8 protein-coding genes, 4 pseudogenes and 1 other annotated feature are annotated in these 11698 nt (G+C 37.6%); of the genes and pseudogenes, 7 read left to right on the top strand and 5 right to left on the bottom strand.

The features are described 5' to 3' along the window. On the top strand, positions 1-149 hold a 149-nt coding region (locus tag FTU83_RS15845), incomplete at its 5' end, for an integrase core domain-containing protein (RefSeq protein ID WP_079745370.1). A 61-nt stretch (positions 150-210) separates the two neighbouring features. Here the strand turns inward: FTU83_RS15845 and FTU83_RS15840 are convergent. Then, positions 211-561, bottom strand: a pseudogene (locus FTU83_RS15840) (transposase); the annotation flags it as partial. A 172-nt stretch (positions 562-733) separates the two neighbouring features. Here FTU83_RS15840 and FTU83_RS15835 point away from each other — a divergent pair. Continuing rightward, a complete protein-coding gene (locus FTU83_RS15835; RefSeq protein ID WP_180107251.1) occupies positions 734-1318 on the top strand; it encodes a helix-turn-helix domain-containing protein in 585 nt (194 codons plus the stop codon). Between the two features lie 32 nt (positions 1319-1350). On the opposite strand, the pseudogene FTU83_RS15830 reads toward FTU83_RS15835, so the two are convergent. Next, positions 1351-2674 (bottom strand): annotated as a pseudogene (locus tag FTU83_RS15830) (sigma 54-interacting transcriptional regulator); the annotation flags it as partial. Positions 2675-2819: 145 nt separating this feature from the next. Between FTU83_RS15830 and FTU83_RS15825 the strand changes: the two are divergent. The 4 genes and pseudogenes from FTU83_RS15825 to FTU83_RS17545 form a co-directional block, all read left to right on the top strand. Next, positions 2820-3278 (top strand): hypothetical protein, encoded by a 459-nt coding sequence (locus FTU83_RS15825; RefSeq protein ID WP_180036239.1) that lies wholly within the window; start codon positions 2820-2822, stop codon positions 3276-3278. Between the two features lie 4 nt (positions 3279-3282). Beyond that, a complete protein-coding gene (locus tag FTU83_RS15820) occupies positions 3283-5628 on the top strand; it encodes a hypothetical protein (RefSeq protein ID WP_257222658.1) in 2346 nt (781 codons plus the stop codon). 14 nt (positions 5629-5642) lie between these two features. After that, a complete protein-coding gene (locus FTU83_RS15815) occupies positions 5643-8792 on the top strand; it encodes a site-specific integrase (RefSeq protein ID WP_257222659.1) in 3150 nt (1049 codons plus the stop codon). Positions 8793-8953: 161 nt separating this feature from the next. After that, a pseudogene (locus FTU83_RS17545) lies at positions 8954-9043 on the top strand (SAM-dependent methyltransferase); the annotation flags it as partial. A 41-nt stretch (positions 9044-9084) separates the two neighbouring features. Here FTU83_RS17545 and FTU83_RS15810 read toward each other — a convergent pair. Then, a protein-coding gene (locus tag FTU83_RS15810; RefSeq protein WP_180107256.1) for an IS3 family transposase occupies positions 9085-10304 on the bottom strand; the annotation gives its coding sequence in 2 pieces (ribosomal slippage) (positions 9085-10028 and positions 10028-10304; 1221 coding nt in all). After that, positions 9913-10029, bottom strand: a sequence feature (AL1L pseudoknot). It overlaps the preceding gene by 117 nt. Here FTU83_RS15810 and FTU83_RS15805 point away from each other — a divergent pair. Continuing rightward, positions 10273-10598 (top strand): annotated as a pseudogene (locus FTU83_RS15805) (class I SAM-dependent methyltransferase); the annotation flags it as partial. The gene FTU83_RS15810 and the pseudogene FTU83_RS15805 overlap by 32 nt on opposite strands. A 165-nt stretch (positions 10599-10763) precedes the next feature. On the opposite strand, the gene FTU83_RS15800 reads toward FTU83_RS15805, so the two are convergent. Together FTU83_RS15800 and FTU83_RS15795 are read right to left on the bottom strand one after the other, a co-directional pair. After that, on the bottom strand, positions 10764-11252 hold the full coding sequence (locus FTU83_RS15800) for a GNAT family N-acetyltransferase (RefSeq protein WP_019383654.1): 489 nt from the start codon (positions 11250-11252) through the stop codon (positions 10764-10766). Then, positions 11242-11508, bottom strand: coding sequence for a DUF1778 domain-containing protein (locus FTU83_RS15795; RefSeq protein WP_026094019.1), 267 nt, complete (start codon positions 11506-11508; stop codon positions 11242-11244). Before FTU83_RS15795 ends, FTU83_RS15800 begins: the two co-directional genes overlap by 11 nt. Positions 11509-11698 lie beyond the last annotated feature (190 nt).

Raw genomic sequence — 11698 nt, 5'->3', positions numbered from 1 at the left:
AAGCTTATAGCAGTGTCACAGATGCGAAAAAGCAATTAAGTGCATATTTTGAGTTTTATAATTTGAAACGACCTCATTCGAGTCTAGACAAAATGACACCAAATGAGTTTTACTATGATCAGCTACCGCAACAAAACAAGGTGGCTTAACTAGAGCAGAATATCACTTATAAATACGCTTTTAGTTGTTCAAACAAGTGGAACCACCTCTGTGTAACCCATCACGACTTTTCTGGTAGCTAATTTGAATATCAATATACTTTTGTCTTCTACAAAGCGTCGTGAAGTCTGGTGCTGTCCAATCTAATCCGCAAAGTTTAATTAAGCTTTGAACAAAACCAGTAACCATGCGTAAAATGAGTCTAAATAGAGATTTGATCATCAAACAGCATTGAATCGCTATGTCGGAGTAGGTTTGACTTCGACCTTGTTTGCCTTGAGGTTCTGCATACCATTGTGTTTTTGGGTCGAACCAAATGGCAATATTCCCATGATTAATGAGAGCTCTGTTATATGCGAGCCAATTGGTTGTGCGGTAGATTTTGTGTGTAGGCTTCTTCATTTGGAAATTATATCGCTGAAAAAGCCGTTACAGATAGGTTTGTGCAACAAAGCCATTTACCAAGTAAAAGTTTCCGTTTTTATCAGCACACATCACTTTACTACGTGTACTGCAAACTGGCGAGTTTGAGCTGTTAGGTGATACGAAAACCCGGAAAACTAATGTTTGAGTGATGGTGGCTTGCAATGAAAGCCTGAAAAAAGCAGTGGAAGAGGGCCGTTTCCGTAGTGACCTATATTACCGCTTAGCTACCTATCCAGTTCTGATTCCTTCTTTGAAAGAACGCCGTGAAGATATCAATCTGCTGGTTGAATACTATATCCACTTCTTTGAGAAGCAGTATCACAAGACATTTAATGGCTTCAGTGACCGAGTGTATGCCTTTTTTAACAGCTATGACTGGCCGGGAAATATACGAGAATTAAGAAATATCTTGGAACGTTCGGTGCTTTTGTCCAATAATACGGCACTTGATTTAGAAGATTTAATGCTGGAAGAACAGATCATTCAGGATTTCCTAAGCCAGAATAAACAGAAATTTAATGAAATTAAGGGCATTGTGACTAAAAGTGATTTAAATCAGCTAATTGAGCACCTAATGCAAAGCTCAGAACAGGTGGATATGGAATATGTTGAATTGACCATTTTACAGACGCCATTACATAAATACCGAGGTAATGTTTCCAAAGCTGCCCGCTATTTGAATATGACACGCAGTGCACTGGAATATCGGTTAAAAAAGCACGCAGTAATATAAGTTTAGGGTGTTTGGGTATGAAATATAGGGCCTTACGATAAGGCCCTATATTTCTTTAAGCGATAATCCAATGTTGCCCGGCTAATGCCGAGTATACGTGCTGCTTCAGAGACATTGTTTTGAGTCTGTTGCATGGCTTGTAAAATAATCTGCTGTTCATAATGTTCTAATGAAAAGTCAGGAGTAAATAGTTCTGCAATTTTTTGTGAATTAAATGATTTGGAAGGGAATATTTCCCGATAGCTAATTGCCTCAGCGGCTACAACATCTGGAAATAAATCACGTAGTTTAATCTCTTGTTGATCATCTGTGAGTAGTGCTGCGCGTTCCAGCACATTCTCTAATTCACGGATATTGCCTGGCCAATTGTAATTTATAAAGTAATGTTTGGCTTTGTCACTAAGACCTTTAAATTTTTTGTCATAGATATTTTCAAAGCGTTTAAGAAAATGACTGACCAGCAGAGGAATGTCCTCCCGCCGTTCGCGTAATGGCGGAATACGTACTGGAAAAATGTTCAGGCGAAAATACAGATCGGCACGGAATCGACCCTCTTTGACAGCTAATTCCAAATCTTCATTGGTGGCAGCTACGACTCGAACATCGACTTTTCGGGTCTGATAATCGCCTACACGTTCAAATTCACCTTCTTGCAACATTCGTAATAAGGCTGCTTGGGCACGAGGGGGATAACTCAGCCAGTTCATCCAGAAAAATCGTACCTTGATGGGCACGTTCAAATTTACCTATTCGTTGACTGACTGCTCCTGTGAAAGCCCCCTTTTCTACGCCAAAGAGCTCAGCTTCAATCAGGTCATGTGGGATACAAGCACAGTTAACTGCTATAAAAGGCTTATCTTTGCGTGGACTAGCATAGTGAATACCTCGTGCAAAAGCCTCCTTACCAACACCTGTTTCCTCAGACAGGAGTACGGCGACTTTACTGCCAGCCGCTTTTTTGAGGAGGTCACAGACATTGCGGTAAGCCGCAGATTCTCCGACCGCATTAAACATGCTGTAGTCGACCTCGGCACGAGTATAAATATCGTGTTTTAGTTGATTCAATTCAGCGCGTAATGCAATGATTTCGTCCGATATAGGGTCAGGAGACATAAATTGTACAAGTTCTTCGGCATTTTCCCATTCGATTAAGGGTTTACCAATGATCCGACAATGATCATGACCTTGGGCAATACATTGGGTTTCCTGATAAATAATGGTTTGTCTCATGACATAGCTGCTATATCCACAAGCATAACCAAGTTGTAGCCAGCAAGCAGGTTCATCGGATTTACCAAATTCGCTCAGGTGAACTTCACCTTCAAAGGAATGTCGCCAGTTAAAGTCGGCATAGAATAACTAAAAACTATAAAAAAATGGAAGAATAAAATTTAAAAAGATATTTTATTACAAATGCTTACTAAATTTATTTTGATTTGTGAAATAAAAAATAGAAAAAGTGTTATAACTATTTGTATTAATATTTTGAGCTAATTTTGTCATGAGTTTTGATCAAACGATAAAAAAAACTCTCGTATTTTTTTATCAATTTGTTCTACCCTTCTCAACCAAAACAGAAGACTTGGAATACATCAAAGCTAAGCTGAAACAACTAGAAAAAATCAGGCCGGGCAACAACAAGAGTAAGCAGAATAATTTTAAAAAAATTTATGTAAAACTCTGGCATCGTATTTTAGAACTTTTGAAAACAGATAGGGCAGTACGTGCAAATGTCCAATATATTCCGCAGATTCAGCTTATTTGCGATATGGAAAAATATATCGATTCAAAAATGGCATTAGAAATTTTTAATACACGTAAGGAACTCACTACACCATTACTACTTCAATTTTTTGACATACGTAAAGATGAAACGAGACAAAAAGTCATGGAGAAATGTTCTAAGAAGCAGCTTGGTATGATCGAGACTTTAACTTTAATCAATGCAGAGCAAGAGTGAACGAATGGAAGTTCAGAAAAAGAGAGAACGGAGACAAGATCTCTTTTTAACACAATACCAAGAGTACAGAACAAAGTTTATTTCGCATGCTGTATTTGATGATTTAGATGAAAGTGATAAGCAGACTTTTAGTGATTTTGGAAAAACTGCGCATAAGGTTTTTCACGAGATAATTAAAGCGCGTAAACTGGGTGAAGAATATCGAGTTGCAGCCTTAAGCTTTTTTGCTTCGGGTGATGTATTAGACCATGCTGGATGGTCATACCTCATTTTGAGAACGAGTTATTTTGTTGAAGCGCTTTATATAAAATTAGCCATTATCCCAGATTCCCAAGCTAAACAAAAAGAAATTTTTGATTTATTTCGATATATTGCAAAATCAATTCTACAACAAAGTGAAGAAAGTTCTTTAAAATACGAGAGTAAAAGGCTCTTAGAATACTTTATAGAATATATGTTAGAACTCGAACAGGACAAGGTGACGAGTGACTGGGAGAGTTTCCTTAAGAATAAAATAAATCAAAAATTGCCCGAGTTCACTCAAACTAAGGTGCTAAATTATATAAATGACTTAAAAATTATCTTTAAACGATTAAAACAAGGGAGGATTGTAAAACGCTCGCGTCGTAAAAAAATAAAAATTTCAGATTGGCCGACAAAGAAAAAATTAAGAAGTTTCCAAAAGAAGAGAGAACAAAGACAGCTTATTAAAGGATATCCAGCATATATTCAAGCTCGACAGGAGATCTTTTATGCTGATGATGGAGATGTTGAATTTATAGATGAGGGGATTGCTGTACATACAACATCTAAATCTACAGCTCGTTTTAATACAGTATTGAACAATCATAGTGAACATTTGATGAGGCATCGTCAAAGACGTCTACAACCGTTTGTAACCAACACAAATTACATGAGCAAAGATGTGATTCAACATCTTATCTATATTTTGAAGGGTGAGTTATATAATGCTCCTACTCAAGATTCAGCGATTGCAGCAGCATGCTTATTGAGTTTAGCGACGGGTTTATCACCAAGGCATTTGCTTCAATATAAACAACTGATTGATGAGGGAGTGCTTATTAAAGGTGGTAGTTCTAAAAAGCCGGAGTATCGACTCAGATTACATTTAGATATTACAAAACAAAAAGTTGAAACTTTAAAGATTCACCAACTGAATAAAACAGTGACGCATGATCTCCATGTATCAAGCAGTTGGTTTGAATATCTTATTTTGAATGGATCACAACAGGTACTTACAGTACAAGAGATCAATCAAAGACTCAAAAAATGGACTCAGAATCAGGGGCTAGGTTCAATTACTGTTGAGAAACTCCAAGCCCAGCTGTATTTCTATATTTTTCACCGTACTTTTAATGAATATATTGCCCATGTGCTATCGGGCAAAGATAGCACCCATGAGCTACCGAGTAGTTTCTACAATGGTGTGAGCGCATCGGAATTGAATCAGCATTATTTGATCTACTTAGAGACACTCAGTGTTGAAGAAACGAAAACAGAAATTGAAATGCTTAAAGAGCAGTTTGTTAAACATGAACCTGCGTCTATATCACGTTTTGGTAGCCAATTAGCACTCAATCAAAATTATGTTGGTCAATTTTTTACACGATTACATGCCATTTGCGTTGATAAAATACAGATACATCAACATATAATTGAGCGAATTAATGCCTATAGTGCTTGGATGTGGCATATCAGCTTATTGTGTCTAACACGCCGTCCTCGGGAAAACTTATTAGGAAAGTATAGTGACTACGATTTAAAACTAAAGTTGTTGTATGTAGATGATAAGCAAAACAGTCAATCACGAAAAGATGGTCGCTATATACCGCTCCCAGCATTTTTTATCCAAGCTTTTAAACGTTATACGCAATTTTTAAATACGGTCACTCAGCAGTATGAAGAGCTCCTCCGATTTGTGTTTGGGAAAAAGATTACATTGCAAGATTTGTTTGGCCAAGTGATCCATTACCCGAAATCGTTACCGACCACTGCTGAGGAATGGGCAAGTAAGAAAATTAAGATTGCTGCGCTTAACCGAAGTTGGATTAATGACTATATTGAAGGTCATCAACTCAGCAGTTTATATAATAACTGGCTACGACACTTTGATATGAATATGTTGATGAAGCAAGGTTTGGCTTTTAATGTCATACAAGCAGTTTATGGGCATGATCAGCGTAATCAGGAGCTCTTTTATCGCTATTCATCTGCATCTTTACCACAATATATCAATCAATTTACCCAAAATATTGATCGCATGATTAAGCAATTGCAGATTGAGCATCTGTCATACATTTCAGTACTTCAATCTGAGGGCTTATCATGAGTATAGATGAGTCATTGATTCAAAAAATTCAGGTTCAGGTTGATTCTGTATTTGCCGAAATGAAAAGTCAGATTAAGAGTTTAAGAGACCGACCTGAATTATTAGATAACACACTAAATAGCTTGTGGTACGAGTTTTATGATGAATTTATTTGTTTTTTAGAGCAGAAGAAATTTACTCGGAAAGATGCTCAAAAACCGTATATTCAAGCTATTGAAAAATATTTTTTATCTTTGCGTCAGACCTATTTATCTCAAGCAAAGAATGCGTATCCAATCAAAGTATGGCCTAAAACTACTTTTCTAGAACCTATACCCAGACAACTTCGTAGTACTGAATCACATCTTCGGCAAGGACAAAAACATTATCATATTGCTATAGCCTTAAAATCCTATTGCAATTGTCCATACAAGGATGAAGTTACTCCGGCATGGTTATGGGGGAATTTTTATTTAAGTCTGATGTACTGCTCTGGCTGTACTGATCTAAGTCAATTAACAGCAATTGGTAATACCCTGGTCAACGCTATTGTCAAAGATGAACTCCAAATCTGTACTAAACTTTATCATGCTGGATATAAAACAATCATCCAACCACTCGCACTGCATTATCGAGTACCACAGCGTGCTTATGGTAATCAAATCGAAAATAGACAGGTGTATCAGTGGCGTTATATTTGGCTTAATCCCTATGCACAGTTGTTTATACAAGGGATAAAACAGCATGGCTCTCAAGCCTTGAATCAGCAGATGCCACGATATGTTTTGGAGTCTATCTCTACTGTATTAGGGAAATTACCTAAAGAAATTGATCTGAGTCATCAGTTCGTAGGTCTGAAAAAACTACTACGCCGTAATGATAAACAGTTAGCAGAGCTTCGTTCACTTACACCTTTTGATCATTCAAACTTAGCCATTGAGCTTGACTCTTATTCGGGCTTAGATATGTGCTTAAGCGAGGTTATGCGAGGTCGTCTCAAAACGGTGTCGTTAACACCTATTGATCAGGCGAGAGCATGGTTAGATCACAACATCTTGCAGACGCAGTTAACACATATTGAGCGGTATATACCACTACAGACAGAAAAGGCGGTACCAGACTTAATTACAGCTCACCAGCAACTCAAAGAAATTCCATTTGAATTGATGCTATTTGAAAAAGATCAGACTGAAGTTGATAAGCGTCAGAAACGGCAGCGTAAAAGTGAACGTGTGAAATGGATCAGATGGACAAGCATTCAGAAGCGACTAGAAGAAAAGAAGCCTCACGTTGGCCTGTATGAAAAAAATCTAATAGAAGCACAGCTCAGGCTACTGGGTTGGATTTTTCATCTTAAGTCTCAAAAGATGAAACTCAATAGTATCGAGCGGTATTTAAGTAGTATCGCTAAAGATTACTTATTCCATGTCTATATGTTCCCAGGTGATATAGATAACATGGATCAAGAAGATTGTGAGGAACTGTACGACGCTATCTTAGATAGTATTGATGATCGAGATCAAGCCAAACGTGAGACTGATCCTAAGGCCAATCACGGACGTGCACAGTATGCATTTGGCAGACTTAAAGCATTTCATCAGTTTTGTATGAAACAATACCGTGTCCCTAAGGTCGGTACCTTTCAATACAATGATTATCATCGTGTACAATTTTGTCATGCCAAATTAATTAGCCCAAAATTGTTCAATCAGCTTAAACAAGTACTAAGTTTAAAGATTGAAAAATGTCAAACAACTAAAGAGCAAGCGTATCTTTTTCAGCTACAGCTCATGTATTTACTCGCATTTCGTTTGGGGATGCGATTGAATGAAATTAGGGGACTTACATTGGCAGAGGTCATTTGTCCTGAACTGATTTGGCGTAATGATACGCTGACCAAACCTGTGCAGATCCGTTTTAATTTACGTAACAATGTTTATCGGAAACTCAAAAGCCAAAACGCAAAGCGTCAGCTTGATCTGAACGCCGTCATGCTCGATGAAGAGTTGGCATTGGTACAGCAATATCTAAAACAATGTATTACACATAATCCAGCGAAAACTAATCATGCGGACAAATTGATTTTTGCCCAAGATGGCGAAATTTTAAGTGAAGCTTATATTAGTGAAATGACCCAAGTGATTTTTGATGAGATATTGGGTGAAGGGCATGGTTATACTTTCCATAACTTTAGACATAGTGCCGCGAATCATTTAGCAATCGCTTGGTTAGGCTCAAAAGAGATGATCATGACCTATACGGATTACACTTGGAGCCGGTGTAAAGTCATGCGTCAGCATTTATTTGGAGAAACTGCAATTCAGCATGAAGCTGTCATACAACATAAGTGGCGGTTACTAGCTGACTGGATGGGGCATGCAAACATAGAGCAAACAGCATCTCACTATCTACATGTGCTGGATTTGTTGGTGATAGATCGAATTTATCATTTGCCTTGTACAATTCATTGGGACACGATCAAACTGATACTTCAAAATGACTTAACAAGTGCTAACACAGAAATTGTGGATCTTAATCATATAATAGGAAAAGGCCAGTATTTCGATTTTTATCATGCCACATATGCACTCAAAAAAGTGGATTCAGTTAAACCTGTTCAGCCTAAAATAAGTAAAAATGCATCTGTATCTACCATCATCCATGATTACATTAAATATAGAGCCTATGAGGACCATGATTGGATATTACGCAGTAAAAAGCTCGCTACTAAGTGGGTGGCGGTAAAAAAGCCTCAAAATAATGAGGATTTTAGTGAAGATGAACTCATCTCCTTATATGAAAAAGCCTTAAAGAAAGGTTTTGAAGCAAAGCAATGCGTAGAGATTTCAGCACTGCCAAAGCGGGTTCAACATCAGGTTTTAGAAGCCTTGAGTATTTTAATTGAACATGGAAAGCTGAGAAAAAACTTTATTCATTTTCAATATCGTTTTGATAAGCAAAATAGGCCACGTGTCGATTGGTCCATTCAACATCTGATTACGGGACTGAAGTATTTACTCCCTGAGGATACACAGCTAAAAGTTGATAATGATCCACCGGATAAGTCACAAAAAAGTCGTGAAGTGAAATTAAGCTTTATCAATGAAAAGAATAAAAATACGACACTTTGTATTGCGTTTATTATGTTGATACATGCGATTCAGCAAGAAAAATTGAGCATTTAAAATGAATTGTTTTAATATGTCTAAGGCAAGCTGTATTGAATATAAATCAATATAGAAAGGGACGAGCGATATCGTCGCTGAAGTTGTAGGTTAAAATCGTTTCTCAATGATAAGCGAACTCTGATATCGTATATATACATGGCTGAGATGTATCCAACTGAATGAAAACAATAGATTATTACAATAAACAGGCTGATCAATTTATAAAGTCGACCTTGAATGTGGATATGGAAGCACTATACCAACCTTTTTAGTGAACCGTACCGGGTTTGTCGGAGACAGTTTATTTAAGTTAGGCTACCTGACCTAACGGATTAATTTTATCATAGTACATTGCTTCAAAATCAAAAGGTGACACATAACCTAGCGCACTATGTACACGTTCTTTATTGAACCAATCTACCCAGTTTAGTGTCGCAAGTTGTACATCTGCTAAACCTTGCCAATCTGCTTTTAAATATTCAATCACCTCTGTTTTGTATAAGCCATTCACCGTTTCAGCCAAAGCATTATCGTATGAGTCACCCGTTGTACCGACTGAAGCTCGTAAATTTGCTGCTTCTAAACGATTGGTATAGCGAATGGAAAGATACTGAACCCCTCTGTCACTATGATGAATCACGTTCTTTGGCATGCCTCGATCATGCAATGCTTGCTCCAATGCATCCAGGACCATGTCTGTATTCATACGTGTTGATACTTTCCATCCAACAATGGCACGTGAGAAGACATCAATAATAAAGGCGGTATAGACCCAACCTGAATTGGTTTGAATATACGTAAAGTCAGCGACCCACAGGTGGTCAGGTTGATCAGCACTAAAATTCCGTTTCACTAAATCATCTGCTCGTTTTTGATCATCTCTGCTACGGGTAGTTTGTTTATTCTTCCCACGCCAAACACCTTGTATACCTAGCTTTTGCATCAATCGAGCAACTGTACAGCGCGCAACAACATAGCCTTCACGTTTCAACTTTTGCCAAACTTTACGAACACCGTACCGACCTGAACTTTCCTTCCAAATTCGTTTAATTTGTTCAGCATGATGCAAGTCATGTAGATCTCGCTTTGCTCGATGTTCTGGGTTTTCAACGAAATCTAGTGTTCGATAATAGGTAGAAGCCGCGATCGGTAAAATCCTGCAAATCGCCTCAACACCGTATAACGCTTTATTGTTATGGATAAAATCCACCATTATTTGTGTGGGCGGTCGAGCTCCGCCTGGGCGAAAAAAGCGGCTGCTTTGCGTAGAATTTCATTGGCTCGCTGCAGTTCTTTATTTTCGCGTTCAAGTTGTTTAATGCGTTCTTGGTCTGAAAGCTGCTGTACTTTGATTGGATTCTGTTGATTCAAATGCTTCTGATGCCAGGAACGTAGTGTTTCAGGAGTACAGCCAATCTTGGGAGCAATTGCTGTGATTGCAGCCCAAGTAGAAGGATAATCTTTTTCGGATTCAATCAATAATTGAACCGCTCTATCTCTGATTTCAGGAGTATATTTTGGTTTTTTCATCGGGACATTCTCTCAAGAAAATTGGTCTCCGACAAACCCGGTACGGTTCATAGAGCAATTAGCACATGATGCCTACATTTTAGATTTAGGTTGTGGCTCAGGTCGGGATACTTTGGCTTTTAGAAAAAAGGGCTATTACGTATATGCGATTGACTATTCTGAAGAACTTGTAAAAAAAGCGACTGAACTTACAGGGTTGAAAGTACGTTATCAAAGTTTTTATGACTAGCAGAATATGAAACATATGATGGTATTTGGGCATGTGCCTCTTTACTACATTGTGCTCGTAATAGACATCTCTGATGTTTTAAAATGTATTCATGCTGCATTAATGAATAGTTCATCTTCATATCAGCATGTTGAAGAGCAAGATCTTGAAAAATTTGCAGATTATTGGATAGGTCTGTCACCAATTCTCATTCATAGTTTGCCAGTTACTTGTATTCCTAGTAGACCACTTTAATTAAAATTAGGAATTTCATTCACTGGATATATTAATGTTAATGGATTTGATGTTAAAGAAATGAAGCCAAAACGCTGATAAAATTCCATCGCTTTTTGATCTTTTGCATGTATTACAACAAAATTTACACCAATAATTTGAGCAACTTTTGAAACTTGTTTGAGAGCATGTGCTAAAAGCACTTTTCCAATTCCTTGCCCTTGAGTCACTTTATCAACGGCAAAGCGACCTACAACAACACAAGGGAGTGGATAACGAGGTAAGCGTTTGGTGAGTACGGTATCTACTAAATCGAATCCAATAGAGGTACTAGATAGACAGTAAAACCCTATCACATTTGAAGCATGATCAACAGCAACATACGTTTTACTTGTCCCTGATTTCTGATGTTGGGACGCATATTGTTTAATGAACTTATTTAAGTCATCTTGCCCACAATTAAATGATTTTCTTTGGTGATGAGTTTGTAAAATCTCAATTCTCATCTAATAAACTCATTAATTTCTTCATTTCATCGTTTGCAGGGCGTGGATTTTCAAGCAAATTCATTAACATATCACGATCAGCATTATTTACTTTCAACTCATGGTTAGATTTAAGTAAGTCTTTTGCTCGTTCAAAGGAGGATTGCAGCATAAAAGAACTTACACTGAGGCCTAATAAATTCGCAGCTTGCTCAATCACATTCTTTGCATCTGCTGTTGAACGAACATTAATTCGTTCAGTTGCTAAATTAGCCATTTCTTCACCAATAAGTACATCATTTTGATGTACAAATTATAACATATCAAGATGTAGCATCAAGACTTGACATACTCCCACCACCAAGCTAAGAGCTATGGTGGGGGAATCTTTGCGACCCATGCAATCTTAGAGATTGCACCTTTCGATACCGCACTGCGCTGACAGTATGGCGGTACAGGAACTCTTT

The sequence above is a fragment of the Acinetobacter sp. YH12152 genome (assembly GCF_013418285.1).
Classification (GTDB): Bacteria; Pseudomonadota; Gammaproteobacteria; order Pseudomonadales; family Moraxellaceae; genus Acinetobacter; species Acinetobacter amyesii.
Note: the sequence above shows the minus strand (reverse complement) of the source record. Positions and strands in the feature narration are given on the sequence as shown.

Excerpts from the sequence above, each read along its gene's own strand:
- FTU83_RS15835 (WP_180107251.1), top strand. The coding sequence starts at position 734 with ATGGTGGCTTGCAATGAAAGCCTGAAAAAAGCAGTGGAAGAGGGCCGT.
- FTU83_RS15825 (WP_180036239.1), top strand. The coding sequence starts at position 2,820 with ATGAGTTTTGATCAAACGATAAAAAAAACTCTCGTATTTTTTTATCAA.
- FTU83_RS15820 (WP_257222658.1), top strand. The coding sequence starts at position 3,283 with ATGGAAGTTCAGAAAAAGAGAGAACGGAGACAAGATCTCTTTTTAACA.
- FTU83_RS15800 (WP_019383654.1), bottom strand. The coding sequence starts at position 11,252 with ATGAGAATTGAGATTTTACAAACTCATCACCAAAGAAAATCATTTAAT.
- FTU83_RS15795 (WP_026094019.1), bottom strand. The coding sequence starts at position 11,508 with ATGGCTAATTTAGCAACTGAACGAATTAATGTTCGTTCAACAGCAGAT.